Below are 19,350 nucleotides of genomic sequence, written 5' to 3'. Positions count from 1 at the left end.
GGCTCATTATATTAAGTTACAATTCCTTATTCTCATATGGTAAACCACAATGTAAATAGGCCGCCTCTGTAACAACTCTTCCACGTGGTGTACGAAGGATTAACCCATTCTGTACTAAGTATGGTTCGTATACTTCTTCCACTGTCCCAGAATCTTCTCCTATTGTCGTTGCAATTGCATCAATTCCAACTGGCCCACCAGAGAATTTTTCAATCATTGTAACTAGAATCTGACGATCAATATGATCTAACCCTAGCTTGTCTACTTCTAATATATCGAGTGCAAAACGAGCTACTTCTTCGGTAATACGACCGTCATATTTCACCTGCGCAAAATCTCTGACTCTTTTAAGTAGTCGATTTGCTAATCTTGGAGTTCCACGAGAACGCCTTGCAAGTTCAGTAGCTCCAAGATCATCGATATCTACTTGTAATACCTTGGCAGAGCGTGTAATAATTTGCTTTAATTCTTCCGTTGTATAAAACTCCAAACGATTTACTACTCCAAAACGATCACGAAGAGGAGCGGTTAACATACCTGCTCTTGTGGTTGCACCGACTAATGTAAATCTAGGCAAATCCAAGCGGATTGACTTTGCAGTGGCACCTTTTCCTATCACGATATCAATTACATAATCTTCCATCGCAGGATATAATAATTCCTCCACCACTCGATTCAACCGGTGAATTTCATCTATAAATAACACATCTCCCTCTTGAAGATTGTTTAATATTGCTGCCATATCTCCTGGCTTTTCAATTGCTGGTCCAGCTGTGGTCTTTAAATTAACTCCCATTTCATTGGCTATGATCCCAGCTAAAGTAGTTTTTCCAAGTCCAGGTGGTCCAAAGAATAATACATGATCTAAAGACTCCTTCCTTTGCTTCGCAGCCTCAATATAGACCTTTAGATTCTCCTTTGCCTTTTTTTGTCCGATATAATCCTTAAGCAACTGGGGGCGGAGATTACTTTCTAACTTAACATCCTCCTCCATCAGCTCAGTTGTTATCATTCTCTTTGCCATAGTGTACCTCTATCCGTCTTTTAAAAATTACGCAAACTTAACTTAAGCACATCCTCTGACGTCATATTTGATGTGATTTCTACTGCTTTAACAGCTTTAAGAGCATCCGTTGCAGAATATCCAAGGGCTACCAATGCCTGAACGGCTTCCTCTCGAATTCCCTCATTATTTCCTTGCCCTCCAGCAGATGCCATCTGCTTCGACTGGAAACTTGCTTCGAAAGCATCGTCTAATTTAAACTTATCCTTCAATTCTAAAATCAATTTGCTTGCTGTCTTTGTACCAATCCCTGGTGCCTTTGATATTGCTTTCACATCTTCCGCTAATACAGCAAACCGTAAATCATCGGTTGAAATTGCCGATAATATTCCAATTGCTCCTTTAGGACCGATACCATTCACTGTAATCAACAACTTAAACATAAATAAATCTTCACGATTTAAGAAGCCAAACAGTGCCATACCATCTTCCTTTACTTGTAGATACGTATGGAATTTAACTTTATCTCCAATCGCAGGCAAATAGGAATGGACCGTATGTGGAATAAATATCTCATACCCCATTCCATGATTATCTACGACAACATAATTTTCTTTTACCTCAGCCAATTCGCCTTGTACAAATGCTAACATTTCATTCCTCTCATTCTAACATCTATTCTGGTACCCTATTGCCTAGTAAGATCTGCTCCCTACTCCGGCACCAATTGTAGATGTAAAACAATGTTTTTCCTCTTAATCTTCTAGCCGTTCAAATGTTCCTTCTACCATGGTTAACCTACCTTCATCAATAAAGGATATCACCTCTAACGGCTGTATTTTCAGTGCGTCTGCAATTTGGATTGCATTACTGTTTGGATACTCTAATAGATATTGTTCGATTCGTGCGAATAACTCGTCATCCAACGCTTTACACTCCTCGCAAACGCTTTTTATCATTCGATGCCTAAAAACCTTATGGCAGTGTCGGCACATACATAAATGCATTAGTTCTTATCTCCTTCTACATTATGGTAGCAAATAAATTAAGTATCTGTTGCACTAATTTCGTATGCCAAGGGCGATTCTTCCATTCTTCATAGGTTACCTCACGACACTCTTCCATAGTTTTAAGCAAGTCCTCTTTGATGGTAGCAATTACATCACTATTACACATAAAAACACCACATTCATAATGTAAATAAAAACTACGATAATCCATATTTATGGTTCCAACAATACCGCAGTCTTCATTTATAATAGTCTTCGCATGAATAAACCCTGGAAGATACTCATAAATTCTTATTCCGGCTTCTAATAGTTTTCCATAATTATAATTAGTAACTATCTTTACACTCTTTTTATCTGGAATGTGTGGAGTTATAATACGAACATCAATTCCACTTTTTGCTGCTGCTACCAAAGCCTCCTGCATATCAGGCTCTAATACCAGATAAGGAGTAGTTACATACAGATACTTTTTTGAATAATGAATCATCTGCTTATAAATCGATTCGATTGGATTCTGCGGATTATTTGCAGGACCATCGGACATAACCTGACAAAAGACCTGATTCTTTGGGAATTTTTTGGTTGGGCGATATGGTGTATAATCCAGGAGTGTACAATCCGCGCATACTTCCCACATCTGTAAAAAGGTTACCGTGAGCCCCCATACTGCATCTCCTTCGATACGAATTGCATTGTCCTTCCATGTCCCAAATCGGTCTACAAGGTTCACGTACTCGTCAGCTAGATTCATACCTCCAGTATAGCCTATATTTCCATCAACCACAATGATTTTTTGGTGACTTCGATAATTCATATATAATTTCTCTGTGTATTTGTGTATTGGGTTAAAAACCTGAACCTTAAATCCTTCAGATTCGAGAATACGCCTAAAATTCTTTGGGGTTCTAAGCATCGCACCGAAGTCATCATACATAAACATCACTTCAACGCCCTCTGAAATCTTTCTTACCAAAAGATCATGGATTTGATTCCAAAGAAGTCCCTCACCAACAATAAAGAAGTTAACCATGATAAACTTCTTTGCTTCCCCTATGTCTTTTATAATCGCTTTAAATGTATCTTCACCCATTGGATAATATTCTACTTCATTATTCTGAAACAATGGAAAAGAATGTGCTTCTAGATATTTTACCATTCGAGTTTTGGTAGGATATCTGCTCTGAAACTCTCTCATTGTATCTTCACTATACTCATAAAATGTTGCACCATGACGAAGTTTCCCTAACACCTTCTTCTCAATTTTCTTCTTTGAACCAGATTTTCCCCATAAGGCATACATAATGTGACCAGTTAAAGGTAGTACTAAAATAATACAAATCCATGCAATCTTATAAGAAGGACTCCTGTTATCGTTAATTAAACTTAAGATAATAACGATACTTAAGATTTCAATTACGGTATAAATATAAAAAGAATATCCTCTAAGCCATATGGATAATAACACAATCCCAGCGAATTGTATCATAACTAATGATGCAACAACCGCTGCTCGAAGAAATCCGCTAAGATAGCTCTTTACAAACCCCTTTTTATCTTTAAAATCGTTCCCCATTCCTACTCTCCATTTCTATGTAGCAAGTGGATAATCCCCTATCCTTACTTACTATTGTTTAAGATCACGTTTGGTTTAACCCATCAAACTTGCATATGGTACATGACAAGAAAAAGTTCGTGACGCATACTTTTACATATACCCTATTATACCACAGATTAGTAGTTATTACATTATAAGTAAATTAAAAACCTCTCTTATCGTATTCTTCCTTCTATTGAATCTAATCCTCGAATTTGCTACAATACTCTATGTGAAAGGAGCCATATTATGCAAATCATTGAAACCCCAATAGCAACATCTTTCGACTTTGACATTACGTTACTAACCTCTAATATCGTTTCAAAACAAGAAATCTTATTCTTTGATATTGAAACTACAGGCTTTTCCGCAGCAATTTCTTATGTTTACCTTATCGGATGCGCCTATCTAAACCAATCTACCTTAATACTTCGTCAATGGTTTATGGAGGATATAAGAGAAGAGAAGGAACTTTTGACCAATTTTTTTGAATTTTTAAAATCCTATCGGTTGTTAGTTCACTATAACGGCTCGGGGTTTGATATACCGTATTTGTTGCAGAAATGTTCCACCTATCAGCTACCTTATAATTTTGATCATTTCATTAGTTTTGATATCTATAAGAAATTAATTCCCTATAAAAAAAAGTTACCGATGGCGAATTTAAAACTAAAGACTGTGGAAGATTTTTTACAGATAAAGCGTAAAGATCAATATTCTGGAGGTGAATTAATCTCCGTTTATACCAAATTCCTTGCACTTTATTCTTATGAAAAAAAGCACTCATCTGGTGCTTCTCATTATCAAGTATCTCCAGTTTCTGGACTTCCTAGCATAGAAAAAAGTGATTCAGGTACGCTAAGACAATTACTACTTCTCCATAACTCTGAAGATATAAAGAATCTACCACTCATCTTACCAATATTATCCTATGTAAAGCTATTTGAGGGCAATATTGTTATAGACAAATGGGAGGTTACTGAGAAGGCAGTAAACTTTTACTTTAAAATTAATAACCAACTCCCTTCCTCACTTACGTTAGAATCAAACTATGAGGTAATGGATAGTAATTATCCTCTTACTCTAACTACCCGTGAGAACGAAGGATGTATCTCCATTACTTTCTATCATGGCTCCTTAAAATTCTTCTTTGATAACTACAAAGACTATTATTACCTTCCATTAGAAGACACAGCTGTCCATAAAAGTGTCGGAGAATATGTAGAAAAAGAATATCGACAGAATGCAAAACCTGACACTTGCTATATAAAAAAAACTGGGTACTTTTTACCTCAGTCCTATGCAATGTTTACACCTAGTTTTCGCGTAGAAAGAAAGCAAAAACAACAGTTTTTTGAGGTTACAAAAGAACTACTAAGCCAAGAGAGTGATAAGATTGCTAGCGATTTCCTTCGCTCGTATTTCTAAAGTATCGTTTGGTTTTTTTCCTATGAAATTAGCACTTATTTAAAAGTATCACTTGGATTTTTTCCTAAGATTTTACTCACATTTTAAATAGTCTTATTTAAATATAGAAAACACATATATATTTGCCATATTTTATCAATTAGTATATAATAAAGAAAAATATGGGAGGGAAGTATATGTTTAATAATATTCAAAATACATTAAAATCTTTTGCGAAATTCATATTTTGGTTATCTGTTGTACTTACTGTAATATGGTCTGTAATCATTATTGATTCTAACGCTAAACTTAATGTTCATTATTATAAGTATAATATCAACATACTAATTCGTTTTATACAGCCTATTGTATTGTTTCTTGGAGGTACTATCTCCTCGTTCCTTATATATGGTTTAGGAGAAATAATTGAAGTTCTGAAAAATATAGATAGAAAATTAAACAGTAACAATGACAACTCAAATGAGCAATACTAAAATTAATTAATATTAAAAAGACACTTTATTTGTTAGCCCCCCTTTTTGTTAGACAAAACAAATGTCCAATAAATGGGGGGATAAGTTTGACATGGCGATTGGGTTAACATATTGATTAAATCATCTGTCAACAAATTATTCCCCAAAAATAAAATAAGCAACTAATTATAGGATAGATTTTTCTATTCTTTTTTTATTTATAGAGGTATTGAATGGCATCTGAACCAAAAAGAAATATAATAATAACAAACTATAAAACATTAGTTAACTAAAATCTATATAATCAGTCTTTACGTAATTATTGTTATAAGAAGTATGCCTATCACAAACTGGATTTGATTTGGGGATTTTAAATACTATTGGAATATTTCAATATAGATAGGTGATTCGTATGGGAACAATATATATTAAGAAAACAGATTCTATTAATAAAATTAAATCCGCTCTTATGAACACAGGGAATGTTGTTATATTTGAAAAAGCCGTATATAAAGTAACCGAAACATTGTACTTTAATAGTAATAATATTTTTAAATTTAATGGGGCAACACTTCAAATGTCTGCCCCAATTCACAATATATTGATGTCATATACTACTCCAAATACGATTGGATATAATGGGATTAGGAACGTTCAAATTTATGATTTAAAAATAGAACAAATGTATAGTAAATATGGAGCGTGTAAATGTAATGGACTTACTTTATGGCACTGTAACAACATTTTAATATCAAATTGTAGTATTGAAGACACAATATATTTTCATGGATTAGAGATTAACGGATCATGCAATGTAACAATTGAAAGTTCACAATTACTAGGCTATGTTGCTGATAGGAATGCTAACTATAGAGAGTTTAGTCAAATTGACTTTTCATCTGAGTCTGCTATTTTTTTTCATAAGAGTGGGTCAAAGTGCTATGATAATACAGTGTGCAAGAGTATTAAATATACTAATTGTGAATTTGGAAAATCTAAATCAAGACCAAGTGCGCCTTATTGTATAGGAAATCACTGTCAGCCTGTAAACAGATTCCATGAGAATATCACAATAAAAGAATGCAGATTTATTGGTGATAGAACAAATGAAACAGGGTGTGCAATTCATCTTACAGCTATGAATAATGTGATCATCGAGGATTGCTATTCTGAAGGATTTGCTAGATTTGTATTGATTAATAACAGCACTTATGGCTATGATAAACTTGGCAAGAAAAAAGATTCAATAAATACAAAAGATGGAATATGTAAGAATATAATAGTACGATATAATATTATAAAACCACTTAACACTTTTAAAGCGAACAACGTTTATTATCACACTAGAACAGGGGTAAATCATATTGGAATAAATGAATATAACAACATGATAATTAAATAAAATAAGTTAAGGCAGTTGAGATTAAATTTTTGAAAAGTCAATTGGGTTAAAAACATAAAAAAATCAAGAGCCTGATATCTCAAACCCTTGATTTATCTACATCAGCATTACTCAGCTGTAGCAATGATCTCTTTCTTGTTGTAAGATCCACAAGCTTTACAAACTCTATGAGGCATCATAAGTGCACCACACTTGCTGCATTTCACTAAGTTTGGAGCAGTCATCTTCCAGTTTGCACGACGACTATCTCTTCTAGCTTTGGAATGTTTATTCTTTGGACAAATAGCTCCCATTGATTACACCTCCTTAAACTTGTTAAAAATATCTCGGATAGCAGACATTCTTGGGTCTAGCTCTGTACGGTCACATCCGCACTCCCCTTTATTAAGGTTAGCACCGCAGACCTTGCAGATTCCTTTACAGTCTTCTTTGCACAGAACCTTCATTGGGAAACCAATCAAGACTTCTTCATAGATAAGTTTATCTACGTCTAAATCATATCCGGTAACAAAATTTGTTTCATCTAAATCCTCGGTACGCTGTTCCTCCGTCTTAGAGAAATCAATCTCTGTAGCCACATCGATGTCATAAGGAATGGTTACTTCCTTTAAACAACGATCACAAGGAACGGCTAACGCTAATTTCGTTTTTGCTTCCACCAGAATCTTTCGGTCACCTAGATTCGTTAATCTAAGCTTGACCGGTTCTTTATGAGTGATAGAATAGAATTCACCATGTAATTCGAACACATCAAATTCAATCGGTAGATTGTATTCTTTGACACCATTAGGAACATTCATGACTTCAGACATTTGTATCAGCATAAGTAACTCCTGTCTAAAAAAACGCATAATGTAAGCGCCCAAAAATTCACACTGTTAGTATTATAAACGCTTGAAAAAGGTTTGTCAACTCCTAACTGCATAAAATGTCAGAATTGTGTAACCACATTTACTTCCATTATCGTTCTTTCCTATGATAGACAATCCCGGTTTCCAAAGCTTAGAAGCTACTAGCATTAGGAAAGCTATAGACAAATAAGGAAGATGTAACGAAACATGCACTTTCTTATTTGTCTATAACAAAATAAATACTTCTCTTATGAGTTACTATGAACAATTATTCCATAGTAACATGATGATTCATTCAGACAAGGGTTACCAGGATCTACAATATATTACACTAATTCAACAACTTCTCTACAGATTGCTAGTTCTTCGTTTGTTGGGATAACCATAATCTTAACCTTAGAATCAGGATTAGAGATAATTAACTCTTTTCCTCTCTGGCTATTCTTCTCTGTATCTAATGATACACCAAGGAATTCAAGGTGTGAGCATACAGCTGCTCTTACATTCTTATCATTTTCACCAAGACCTGCTGTAAATACAACAGCATCTACACCATTCATTGCTGTAATATACGAACCAACATACTTAGCAACACGATAAGCAAATACAGCTAAAGCTTCTTTTGCATGCTCATTTCCTTCATTCGCTGCTGCTTCGATATCTCTAAAGTCAGAAGATACGCCAGACATACCTAATACACCAGATTTTTTATTTAAGACATTCATAACTTCATCTAAAGATAAGTTTTCTTTCTTTGCGATGAAATCAATGATTGCAGGATCAAGATCACCACTTCTTGTTCCCATAATTAAACCTTCCAGCGGTGTAAGACCCATACTAGTATCTACGGACTCACCATTTTTAACTGCAGAGATAGATGCTCCATTACCAAGATGACAAACGATAACTTTTGAGTTCTTTGGATCTAAACCAGCAAGCTTAATAGCACGTTTGGAAACATAGCTATGACTTGTTCCGTGGAAACCATATCTTCTCACCTTGTATTTATCATAGTACTCATGTGGAATACCATATAGATAAGCTTCTTTTGGCATTGTCTGATGGAATGCAGTATCAAAAACAGCTACCATAGGTACATTTGGCATAATTGATTTACATGCATTGATACCAATAAGGTTTGCTGGGTTGTGTAATGGTGCAAGATCATTACATTCTTCAATTGCCTTTAATACCTCATCATTGATTACTACAGAATGAGCAAATTTCTCACCACCATGTACTACTCTGTGACCTACTGCATTGATTTCATCTAGGGACTTAATCACACCATAATTTTCATTGGTAAGAGCAGCGATTACATTTTTAATAGCAACCTCATGGTTTGGAAGGGCATCCTCAAGAACAACCTTCTCTCCACCTTCTGCCTTATGAGTAAGACGTCCATCAATACCGATTCTTTCGCAAAGGCCAACTGCTAAAGCTTGTTCTGTCTCAGAATCGATCAACTGATATTTAAGGGAAGAACTTCCGCAATTAATAACTAAAACTTTCATTGTATTTCTCCTTATTATGTGGTTAATTCATTTATCACGGGGCAACATAGATTTACGTAGAAAACGTTTCTTCTATATCGTTCCCCCAGTATAATGATTCTTATACTATCTATTCTATCAACTTAGCTAATGAAATTTCCAATTAAGAAATTGAAAATACGTTTTCCTAACTACTTATTTGTTTTGAGCCTGAACTGCAGTGATTGCAATAACACCAACGATATCATCAGAAGAACATCCTCTGGATAAATCGTTTACTGGTGCTGCAATACCCTGAGTTAATGGTCCATAAGCTTCTGCTTTAGCAAGACGCTGTGTTAACTTATAACCGATGTTACCAGCATCAAGATCAGGGAAGATTAATACGTTAGCTTTACCAGCAATATCACTGTTAGGAGCCTTAGAAGCACCTACACTAGGTACGATTGCTGCATCTAACTGGAACTCACCATCAATCTTATATTCTGGATATAATTCCTGTGCAAGTTTCGTTGCTTCCACAACCTTATCAACATCTGCATGCTTTGCACTTCCCTTTGTGGAATGAGAAAGCATAGCTACAACAGGTTCGGAACCAACTAATTGTTCGAAACTCTTCGCTGTGGAGCCTGCAATTGCTGCTAACTCTTCTGCATTTGGATTCTGATTTAATCCAGCATCGGAGAAAAGGAAAGTTCCATTTGCGCCCATATCACAATTAGGTACTACCATTACGAAGAAAGCAGAAACTAACTTAGTATTTGGAGCAGTTTTTAAAATCTGAAGACATGGTCTTAATGTATCAGCTGTAGAGTGACAAGCACCAGATACTAAACCATCTGCATCACCCATCTTAACCATCATTACACCATATGTGATATAGTCAGTTGTTAAAAGCTCTTTTGCTTTCTCAGGGGTCATGCCTTTTGCTTGTCTTAGTTCTACAAGCTTATCAATATAAGCTGGAAGCTTGTCCGATGTCTTAGGGTCTACTATTGTAGCTCCCGTGATGTCAAGACCTTCTGAATTCTTCTTAACTTCTTCCTCACTACCGATAATAATTACGTTTGCATTACCCTCTTCTAAAGTCTTTGCAGCTGCTTCAAATGTTCTTCTGTCCATACTTTCAGGTAAAACAATAGTCTTAATACTCTGTTTCGCTCTCGCCTTGATGTCATCAATAAATCCCATAATAAACTCCTTTCAGTCTATATGTATAGCACCTAATATTATTATCCTTCGTTTTGCGATTAGAACTGTCATAATCTGCCTCTGTAATTACTGAAAAAGACCTTGATTATTTTCTATAAGAACTATTCTTCACAAAACAACCATTTTTTATTATAATACTATCTATCAAGAGATACAAGAGCAAATTATGTAAACGCTTACATTTTGTCTACTTTTAAGAGAAAGTTCATAAAAACCTAAGAAATTATGTGGAATAAAGCACATAGAGAAGTTAAAAACTAGTAGCGATAGGAAACAGAGGAGCTAAAAAAGAGTTTCACATTTCATGAAGATGAACAAAATTGACTTTTTCAAATTTGCAGGGCGCGATAGAATGGAGATTAAAAATGAAAACAGTTGGAATCATAGCGGAATATAATCCTTTTCACCAAGGACATCTATATCAATTGGAACAGGCTAAGCTACTTACAGGTGCGACCAAAGTGGTTGTAGTTATGAGTGGTAATTTTGTACAACGTGGTATTCCTGCGATTATAGATAAATATGCCAGAACTAGAATGGCTCTTACTCATGGTGCCGATCTTGTCATCGAACTTCCAGTTTCTTATGCTACTGCGAGTGCTGAGGCTTTTGCTTATGCAGGGATTTCAATCCTTGATCGGTTAGGTTTTGTAGACTATGTCTGCTTTGGTAGCGAATGTGGAGATATCAAGATGCTTACACAGCTAGCAGATATTTTATTAGAAGAACCACCCTCTTATCAGCAAGAATTGAAAAAGGAATTAAAATCAGGTCTTTCCTTCCCAAAAGCAAGAACGAAAGCACTCCTAAATTATATGAGATTAAAGGATATCAATGGGTATAATCCTGCCTCATTCGAACTTCTTTTGAGTTCTCCGAATAATATTTTGGGCATTGAGTATATGAAAGCAATTCGGAAAAGAAAGAGTAGAATTAACGCAATCACCATCAAGCGACAAGGTGCTAATTATCATGATAGTGACATTTCACTTCCGAATGCATCTGCAACAGCAATTCGCAGTGTTTTAACAAACGATGACTTATTTTCATTACCAGATAATCTGCCGCTAGAAACGAAAGCTATATTAAGCCAGGAATATCAAAAAACCTATCCTATCTTTCGTAATGATTTTACTTCTCTTTTATATTATAAATTGAGCATGACTCAGGAAGAAGCTCTTACTTCCTTTGCAGATGTAACACCAGAACTAGCAAATAGGATTACGAAAAATCTAACCTATGCAAAGACATACGATGACTTCTGTCTGTCGCTAAAAACAAAAGAATTGACCTTAACAAGAATCAATCGCGGATTACTTCATATCCTGCTTTCCATACCAAAGACACAAAATATTGAAAATTGTTATGGTCGCATTCTTGGTTTTCGGACAGGTGCAACCTCACTTCTTCGAACTGCTACCAAGGAAAATAAGATTCCTCTTATTGTGAAGGTGGCCAATGCGAAACAACTTTTAAATCAAGAAGAATATGAATTATTCGAACAAGACGTTCGTGCAACTCATTTGTATCATCAAATGATAGTTCAAAAATTTCATACAGTACCTTCGAATGAATATACCCATGGTCCTGTAATTCTAAAGGAATAGTTTGTTAATTTCCACATAGATTTTATAAATAGTATGTGACATGGTGTTGTATGAAGCAAAATCAAGAAATAAAATATAACAAGGAAAGCATCCTTTCTAATTTTTTTGGAAAAAGCCGGCTACTAAAGGGTAGTTTATTACTTTTATTAGTGTTGATGCTTACTTTTCCGATGGCTTCCCTTGAGGGTGCAAAATCCGGGCTAATGCTATGGTTTGAAACTGTATTACCAGCACTCCTGCCATTTATGATATTATCTGGCCTGTTAATACGACTTCGTGTTACAAAAGCAGTGTCGGTATTCTTATATCCGGTATTAAAGTATCTATTTCCCATCAGTAAAGAGGGATGTTATCCGATTTTTATCGGATTTCTCTCTGGTATCCCTGTAGGTGCTAAGACGACAGCCGATATGCTTGATCAAGAGTTAATCTCAAAAAAAGAAGCTCAATTTTTATGTGCACTATGCAACAATGCAAGCCCTATGTTTATTATGAGCTATATTGCTGCATCAAAGTTAAAACGGCCTGACCTCGGTATCATATTATTAATCGTGCTCTTTACTTCTTCTGCTGTTAGTTCACTTATCGTTTACTACATAAAAGAATCTCTATCCAATAAAAGGTTCATGAAAAAAACATATCAAAATCAATCTCTTATACAAGCTTTTCAGCTAGCAGAAGAGACCAACCCTATTAACGATCAGAAAATTAATCAACAAAATTCCTCGAAAATAAAACAAAGACACAGCTTTGAATTCCAAATGCTCGATGATGCTATCTTAAGTGGGTTTGAGGTTGTTACCAAAGTAGGAGGTTATATTATCTTATTTTCAGTCTTAGCAAGCCTTCTACTTCATCTAAAGTTACTACCTACCATAGCGGCAGCCTTCATCTCAGCAATTTTGGAGATTACAACAGGAATTGATCAATTAACACGCATCCACCTTTCTGAGCCAATAAAAATAATCCTGATTACCACAATCACAGCTTTTGGTGGGCTATCAGGTTTCGCTCAGACCAAAAGTGTCATTAACACATCAGGATTATCGTTATTCCAATATTTTATTACTAAAACATTAAGTATGGTTTGTGCCTTTGCACTTAGTATCCTATATGTAGTACTATTACTATAGTCAATAGAACCTCAATAGTAGCGTAGCTAGCTAAGTTATCTATGCGATAGTTGTACGCTAACTCACTATTGAATGTATCAACTGCTTAAGCAGATTAACTATATAGGTTTTTAATAATAGGATTACTATTTAATCAATATCTTCTAAAAAAGTATTCTCATCGAAGTCAAAGTCGCCGTCGTCATATTCATCTTGCGATTGTTGTTGTTCTTCCTTTCGGTATTCTTGCGTTGGAGCTGCGAAATCCTGCTGTGGAGTGAGTGATTCAACAATTTCACGCTTGTTATTAATAACGATATCAAGACTTGTCTTTAACGAGCTTACTAAGGTCTCAGATTTTTGTCGAGTGCTTTCATACGCATTCGATAATATTTTCTCAACGTCTGAAAGAATCTCATTCGTATATGCGAGTGCTCCTTCACGAATTTGCTCTGCATCATCATTTGCACTTTTTAAGACAGCTTCTGCTTGAGCACTTGCATTACTTACCATCTCATTTGCCTGATAATAAGCTTGCTGCATAATCTCATTCTCATTAATTAGATTTTTCGCCTTTTCCTTCGCTTCAGCTTGAATCGATAGTGCCTTTTGCTCTGCATCCGCTATGATAGCATCACGGTTTGCAATAATCTTTTGATAGCGCTTGATTTCATCCGGCGTGCGAAGTCTCAGCTCATCTAGCAAATCATATAACTGATCTTTCGGTACGATTACCTTCGTCTGTGAAAGTGGTTGCATCTTGCAACTCTCTACAAACTCATATATATCCTCAATCAATTGTTCGATTCTGCTGATACCCATCTTATTCACTCCTCTTTCTATTGTATTTGTCATAAATCACTTGAATAATACTTTTTGGGACAAATTTCGATATGTCACCGCCATAACTAGCTATCTCCTTTACAATACTGGAGCTTAAATAAGAATATTCTACACTCGTTGTAAAGAATACCGTATCAATTTCCTCATCTAATTTGTGATTTGTTTGAGCAATTTGTAATTCGTATTCAAAATCAGTAATAGCACGCAAGCCACGAATTAAAAATTTAGCACCTAACTTTTTCGCAAAATCTACCGTTAAACCATCAAAGGCCATTACCTTTACATTCGGTATGTCTTTTACCACACATTCAATTAACTTTACTCTATCTTCCACTGTAAATAACGGTGTTTTGGAACTATTCGCTAATACTCCAATCACTAATTCATCCATAATTTTCGCAGACCTTTTTATTACATCCAGATGTCCTAATGTAACTGGGTCAAAGCTGCCCGGATATATCCCTATTTTCATCAAATTCCTCCAAACTATGGGATCGACGGTTCCTTAGCCTATCACTTCTATAAAAACATGTTTATTTGTTTTATATTCTTTTTCTCTGTATACGCGAAACCTACTTGTCTTTAAGTAATCAAATTTCGTTGCCAAAGAGGCCTCTACCACTATTATCGTATCCTCATCAATAATGCTAGATTTCTCTAACATTTGTAAAATTATTTTTTCATGACCACAATCATAAGGTGGATCCATAAAGATAATCTGAAATACCTTGCCAGCTGTTTCCATTTCCTTAATAGTTGCAATTGCATCTTTTTGCAATACCAAAGCCTGTCCCTCCATGTGGGTTGCTTTGATATTTGCCCGAATGCAATCAACAGCTTCTTTACTTGTATCAGAAAATACTGCAAAATCTGCGCCTCTACTAAGAGCTTCTATTCCGATAGCACCACTGCCGCTAAACAAATCTAAAAAAGAACTGTCTGCCAAATCACCTTGAAGAATATTAAATAATGTTTCCTTTGTGCGATCTGTAGTTGGTCTAGTATCTAATCCCTTAGGGGCTATTAACAATGTTCTCCTAGCTTTTCCAGCGATAACTCTCATATATTATACTCCAATTTCGGTTTCTTGCAATTACTTTTTTTTACATTCAGTGTGTAACCTTTTCAATGATAGAATTTAATTCTAAACAATTCGTTTGGCATTCTACTCAATGTACGATGATTCCTATACAGAAATCAGTGAATTTTCATCGATGCAACATCGAAAAACTTAATTCACTTACTTTATTTTGCATATAATCATATTGTAGTATATTCTTGCTAAATGTCAATCAATTTTTCAACGTTTAGTGCAAACATACCATGTATTTAGCCATTATTTCATAAAATTAGAACGATTAAGGAAGATCAACGGAAACAGCAACCGACATCTGCCGGTTGCTGTTTATTATGAGATTACTGCGGTTAGCAGAATGACTCAATATTTATCCATAGATTACTTCTGTACTCTACTTAGGCTATTTGCCTGCCATCTGTTCTTCCTGTGCCTTAATCATCTTACGAACCATCTGTCCACCTACGCTACCATTTTGGTAAGATGTTAAGTTACCGTTATATCCATTAGTTAAAGGTACACCAAGTTCAGATGCACATTCCATCTTAAAACGATTTAATGCTTCCTTTGCCTCAGGAACTTCTACACGGTTTCTGCTAGAACTCATAATAAACTCCTCCATTTCATGGTCTGACTCTCTAAGCTGTCTACCAAACGGTATTACTAAGCTGTTTTTTCGTCAGAAAATGTTGTTGTTTGTTACGCTCTTAGTATATGCAGTGATTTTTATAATACACTGGTATGTTTTAGTTATAATGACAGCTTTTGATGTAACTCTTGCTGTTATATTTTCATATAAAATTTTTAAATATAGATACAGATAACATATAAATAGGAAATTATCGATGTTACTCCTTTATTACTTTCAAATCTTAATTCATATAAGGATTATCAAATTCTTTCGTTTTATTTTTTATCTTTAAAATAATAAACCTTGTCGTATGAAATCTACCTTCATCCCTAAAAAGTTTCATCATTTTTCATCTTGAGTTAACTATGTTCAACTATATTTCCAATAAGATACCATTTTCTTTTAACCAGCGCTTCGCCTTAGCATAGTTAGGAAATATGCCTTCCACCTCAGCCCAAAACTCTTTGGAGTGATTCATATGGCGTAGATGACACAGTTCATGAACAACAATATAATCTAATACTTCGGAAGGTGCAAGGATACATTTCCAATTAAAGTTGAGATTACGCTTCGAGGAACAGCTACCGTAACAACTTTTTTGATCTTTGATTCGAACAGTACCAACCGTTTCCTGCATGAGAGCCTTGTAAAAGTCGACACGTTGAAGAAACTCCTCGGTAGCTGCCTTTTTATACCAGACAAGAAAAGCCTGTCTTATACTATCCTTATCTTCTTTTCCAATGCGGACTGTAAAACTATTACCATCAAAGGATACAATAGGCTTTTTCAAGCCTTGATGAAATGACCGATGGATTGGATATCGTTCTCCACGAAATGGCATAAGGCTTCCTTCTTCATATTCTGTGTTCAAAACACGATTTGCCTTCTCGGATTTTCTTTGGAACATCCTTCTTTTTTGCTCTATCCAGTCAAGTTTTGACATCAGAATCTGTTCAATATCCTTTTCGGGCATCCGTAAAGGCGCGCGAACTGTAACCGTTCCATCTGGACTTATCTCAATCCCAACGGTTCTTCGCTTACTATACACAATATGATATTGCAGATTGGTCGATAACATGCTTTCTACCCTTTCTACTCTATGTAACAGAATCATAGAACACTAATCTCTTAATCTTTATGGTAACACATATTTTTTACAAGTGCAAAAGAAAGTATCTTACTCTCTAAAAAACTGCTATAATGATTACATAATATAGCTTATCAGAAGATGCGAAGCAGATTCTGATAAAAGGTGCGACTTTTGCACCGTCAATCCGATAATTGAAACACGCTTTTAGTTTCAATTATATAGCTTATGAGAAATTGCGAAGCTATTTCTCATAAAAGGTGCGCTATTCGCACCATATATTCGATTATAGGAACATGCTTTTTTGTTCCTATAATATATCACCACTTGCAATTGTTATGCAAGCGATTTTGAAAATAATGAGACATCATTTTTTTTAGTTGAAAGGAGTTTTCATATGAATATATTAGTGAGTGCTTGCTTACTCGGAGTAAATTGTAGGTACAATGGGGAAGGAAAATTACAAGAAGATTTATTAACGTTACAAGAGCATCATCATCTAATTCCAATTTGTCCAGAACAGTTAGGTGGACTTCCCACCCCACGACCAGCCTCTGAAATACAAAATCAAACTGTTTTTAGTAAAACTGGTATCGATGTTACAGCACAATTTAAAGCAGGGGCTATAGAATCATTAAAACTTGCAAAACTTTATCACTGTTCCTATGCTATCCTAAAAGAACGAAGTCCTTCCTGCGGTTTTGGTCAAATATACGATGGAAGCTTTACTGGCTCGTTAATAACTGGAAACGGTATCACCGCAAACTTATTAGCAGAGCACGGAATCACTGTGATAGGGGAATCAAAACTATCTGAGTTTATCAAAAAACTTCAAAAGTAGTAGAGAAATACTACGATTTTTCTTAAGAATATTACTTATCCTTATTCACTTAATTAGTATTAGCACAATTGATAGAAAACCATTTAAGGAAAATACGTATTCTGACATGTTATATCCAATATACATATAACAATAAGAGTTTGAAGGGTGTTTTACCGATGCAAGCTTTCATTATTGCAATGTTTGGTATCTTTCTCATGATTTTTATACTCATGCCTTGTTATCTATCCTTAAAAAGAAGAGGAAGAAATAAAAAGCTTAGTTTGTTCGTCAAAGGAGCTACTACTTTTGTTGCCGTAATTCTATCTTATTGGGGCTATTGGAAAGCAATGACTTCACAAATTACTTATCATCTACCTTCTTCTTTTTTTAGTCGTTCTGTACTGATTGGGCTTACTATATGCTTGTTTGCTGATGTACTATTGGGTATCCAGGTTTACATTGGAGGAATTCTCTTCTTCCTTGGTCATATTGCCTATATTGTCTATTTTATTGAGCTTGGTGGTTTTCCGATTATTTGCATTCCTATGATTTCGATTTTTACCGGAATAGCTCTTTGTTATTTCTATCGCTTTAGTGTACGACTCGGAAAAGAAAAGTACTTTTATTTTCTCTACGGACTCACAATTTTTACTACTCTATCCCTAGGTTTAACGCTTCCAGTCACAATTGGCATATGGGGATTTCCTATTGCCTTAGCATCTGTGCTAATTGTCGTTAGCGACGTCTTGCTTGCAAGAAACACTTTGTATAAAGAAACTAGCCTTTCTGATACAGTGGCTTTACTCTATTATTTTTCTGGTCAGTTGCTTCTTGCACTTACTATTTATCTTTCTTCTCACTATGCATTTTAAAAGGCATGGAACTTTTATGTTCCATGCCTTTTCTATCTATTCTCCCACAACCTTCTTCTGATAGATACAATTTTCTCGATGATTACAAGTTTGACAGCCTCTTTGGTTACAACTTTTATTTTCTTGCTCTTTTTTAGATAAACCAATGAATCCTGTTACTGACTTTAATGGTACTAACAAACAGCGATCATTACAAGTTAAACCTATCTTTTCTTCTGCTTCGATACGTTTTAAAAACAAAGGTTGCAATGAAAGTGGTAAATCTCCATACCCAATTCCATATTGCCAATTACAAAAATAGTCTGGAAATCTATTAGCAATAGATCGCTCGGCATTCGCACGAACCTCTTCTATTACCGCATTTGCAATCGCATCATAAATAAATGCCATTAACATGTCTTCTTTCTGTGCTTGATCAATTAATTCATCAACGCCCAGAGATAAGGTTGCACAGCTGAATGCCACTTTCTCACACCCCTCCAGATGCTTCTTAATATCCTCGCCAAGAAATTCAAAACTATCATCAGCAAGAATTAATCGCTCACCTTCTCTTTTAAGATCAAATACCTCATAATGAAAGTTAGGTTTCATAACTTTATAAAACTCATCTTCACAAATCTTGATTTCTTCCAACATGATCTCATCTGGTTCTTGATTCTGGTAGCCAAGATACCGTATAATCTCTTCTCGATTTAACAATGTTCTATCTTTCTTCATCTATCTTTTCCTAAAGACTACCACCAAGTGGTTAAATCTAACCTTTCCTATCATGATTTATTCAAATGAATTATTTATATGTCATTATTGATAAGTTAGTATGAATTTACGCTAATGTCAATCATTATTTCACTCTGA

20 protein-coding genes are annotated in these 19,350 nt (G+C 35.1%); 6 read left to right on the top strand and 14 right to left on the bottom strand.

What is annotated here, in order from left to right; translation table 11 throughout:
* Nucleotides 1-16 precede the first annotated feature (16 nt).
* The 4 genes from ruvB to cls form a co-directional block, all read right to left on the bottom strand.
* Nucleotides 17-1,024 carry a Holliday junction branch migration DNA helicase RuvB gene (gene ruvB, locus CC92_RS0118115; protein ID WP_029505230.1) on the bottom strand — a complete coding sequence of 336 codons (1,008 nt, stop codon included), beginning with the start codon at nt 1,022-1,024 and terminating at the stop codon, nt 17-19.
* Nucleotides 1,025-1,044: 20 nt separating this feature from the next.
* Entirely contained in the window at nt 1,045-1,656 is a 612-nt protein-coding gene (gene ruvA, locus CC92_RS0118110) for a Holliday junction branch migration protein RuvA (RefSeq protein WP_029505229.1), read from the bottom strand.
* A gap of 102 nt (nt 1,657-1,758) precedes the next feature.
* On the bottom strand, nt 1,759-1,929 hold the full coding sequence (locus CC92_RS22685) for a hypothetical protein (RefSeq protein WP_155998538.1): 171 nt from the start codon (nt 1,927-1,929) through the stop codon (nt 1,759-1,761).
* 97 nt (nt 1,930-2,026) lie between these two features.
* Nucleotides 2,027-3,586, bottom strand: coding sequence for a cardiolipin synthase (cls, locus tag CC92_RS0118100; protein WP_029505228.1), 1,560 nt, complete (start codon nt 3,584-3,586; stop codon nt 2,027-2,029).
* 270 nt (nt 3,587-3,856) lie between these two features.
* On the opposite strand from cls, the gene CC92_RS0118095 reads away from it, so the two are divergent.
* Both CC92_RS0118095 and CC92_RS0118085 read left to right on the top strand, forming a co-directional pair.
* Nucleotides 3,857-5,035 (top strand): ribonuclease H-like domain-containing protein, encoded by a 1,179-nt coding sequence (locus CC92_RS0118095; RefSeq protein WP_029505227.1) that lies wholly within the window; start codon nt 3,857-3,859, stop codon nt 5,033-5,035.
* Between the two features lie 864 nt (nt 5,036-5,899).
* Nucleotides 5,900-6,889 (top strand): hypothetical protein, encoded by a 990-nt coding sequence (locus CC92_RS0118085; RefSeq protein WP_029505225.1) that lies wholly within the window; start codon nt 5,900-5,902, stop codon nt 6,887-6,889.
* Between the two features lie 107 nt (nt 6,890-6,996).
* On the opposite strand, the gene rpmF is transcribed toward CC92_RS0118085, so the two are convergent.
* The 4 genes from rpmF to pta all read right to left on the bottom strand — a co-directional run bounded on the left by rpmF (nt 6,997) and on the right by pta (nt 10,424).
* On the bottom strand, nt 6,997-7,182 hold the full coding sequence (gene rpmF / locus CC92_RS0118080) for a 50S ribosomal protein L32 (RefSeq protein WP_012199359.1): 186 nt from the start codon (nt 7,180-7,182) through the stop codon (nt 6,997-6,999).
* 3 nt (nt 7,183-7,185) lie between these two features.
* On the bottom strand, nt 7,186-7,713 hold the full coding sequence (locus CC92_RS0118075; protein ID WP_029505224.1) for a YceD family protein: 528 nt from the start codon (nt 7,711-7,713) through the stop codon (nt 7,186-7,188).
* Nucleotides 7,714-8,066: 353 nt separating this feature from the next.
* Nucleotides 8,067-9,254 carry an acetate/propionate family kinase gene (locus CC92_RS0118070; protein ID WP_029505223.1) on the bottom strand — a complete coding sequence of 396 codons (1,188 nt, stop codon included), beginning with the start codon at nt 9,252-9,254 and terminating at the stop codon, nt 8,067-8,069.
* Between the two features lie 174 nt (nt 9,255-9,428).
* Nucleotides 9,429-10,424: a phosphate acetyltransferase gene (gene pta, locus CC92_RS0118065; protein ID WP_029505222.1), complete on the bottom strand. Its 996-nt coding sequence runs from the start codon at nt 10,422-10,424 to the stop codon at nt 9,429-9,431.
* Nucleotides 10,425-10,810: 386 nt separating this feature from the next.
* Here pta and CC92_RS0118060 point away from each other — a divergent pair, with 386 nt between their 5' ends.
* Entirely contained in the window at nt 10,811-12,052 is a 1,242-nt protein-coding gene (locus CC92_RS0118060; RefSeq protein ID WP_029505221.1) for a nucleotidyltransferase, read from the top strand.
* A gap of 50 nt (nt 12,053-12,102) precedes the next feature.
* Nucleotides 12,103-13,185 (top strand): nucleoside recognition domain-containing protein, encoded by a 1,083-nt coding sequence (locus tag CC92_RS0118055; RefSeq protein WP_029505220.1) that lies wholly within the window; start codon nt 12,103-12,105, stop codon nt 13,183-13,185.
* Nucleotides 13,186-13,314: 129 nt separating this feature from the next.
* Here the strand turns inward: CC92_RS0118055 and CC92_RS0118050 are convergent, their stop codons facing one another.
* The 5 genes from CC92_RS0118050 to CC92_RS0118030 form a co-directional block, all read right to left on the bottom strand.
* Complete coding sequence (locus tag CC92_RS0118050) at nt 13,315-13,986, bottom strand: ATPase (protein WP_029505219.1); 672 nt, start codon at nt 13,984-13,986, stop codon at nt 13,315-13,317.
* A gap of 1 nt (nt 13,987) precedes the next feature.
* Nucleotides 13,988-14,479, bottom strand: a complete 492-nt coding sequence (coaD, locus tag CC92_RS0118045) for a pantetheine-phosphate adenylyltransferase (protein WP_029505218.1) — start codon at nt 14,477-14,479, stop codon at nt 13,988-13,990.
* 33 nt (nt 14,480-14,512) lie between these two features.
* Nucleotides 14,513-15,070, bottom strand: a complete 558-nt coding sequence (gene rsmD, locus CC92_RS0118040) for a 16S rRNA (guanine(966)-N(2))-methyltransferase RsmD (protein ID WP_029505217.1) — start codon at nt 15,068-15,070, stop codon at nt 14,513-14,515.
* Between the two features lie 415 nt (nt 15,071-15,485).
* The gene (locus CC92_RS0118035) at nt 15,486-15,689 is read right to left on the bottom strand and encodes an alpha/beta-type small acid-soluble spore protein (RefSeq protein ID WP_029505216.1); all 204 of its coding nucleotides are present in this window, start codon (nt 15,687-15,689) and stop codon (nt 15,486-15,488) included.
* 397 nt (nt 15,690-16,086) lie between these two features.
* The gene (locus CC92_RS0118030; RefSeq protein WP_029505215.1) at nt 16,087-16,827 is read right to left on the bottom strand and encodes a M48 family metallopeptidase; all 741 of its coding nucleotides are present in this window, start codon (nt 16,825-16,827) and stop codon (nt 16,087-16,089) included.
* Between the two features lie 370 nt (nt 16,828-17,197).
* Between CC92_RS0118030 and CC92_RS0118025 the strand changes: the two genes are divergently transcribed.
* Together CC92_RS0118025 and CC92_RS0118020 are read left to right on the top strand one after the other, a co-directional pair.
* On the top strand, nt 17,198-17,641 hold the full coding sequence (locus tag CC92_RS0118025) for a DUF523 domain-containing protein (RefSeq protein ID WP_029505214.1): 444 nt from the start codon (nt 17,198-17,200) through the stop codon (nt 17,639-17,641).
* A 158-nt stretch (nt 17,642-17,799) separates the two neighbouring features.
* Nucleotides 17,800-18,495 (top strand): lysoplasmalogenase, encoded by a 696-nt coding sequence (locus CC92_RS0118020; RefSeq protein WP_029505213.1) that lies wholly within the window; start codon nt 17,800-17,802, stop codon nt 18,493-18,495.
* Between the two features lie 36 nt (nt 18,496-18,531).
* Here CC92_RS0118020 and CC92_RS0118015 read toward each other — a convergent pair whose 3' ends face one another.
* Complete coding sequence (locus CC92_RS0118015) at nt 18,532-19,212, bottom strand: hypothetical protein (protein WP_029505212.1); 681 nt, start codon at nt 19,210-19,212, stop codon at nt 18,532-18,534.
* Nucleotides 19,213-19,350 lie beyond the last annotated feature (138 nt).

Origin of the sequence: Lachnoclostridium phytofermentans, assembly GCF_000733755.1 — a bacterium.
In the GTDB taxonomy this organism is placed as follows: Bacteria; Bacillota; Clostridia; order Lachnospirales; family Lachnospiraceae; genus Lachnoclostridium; species Lachnoclostridium phytofermentans_A.
Note: the sequence above shows the minus strand (reverse complement) of the source record. Positions and strands in the feature narration are given on the sequence as shown.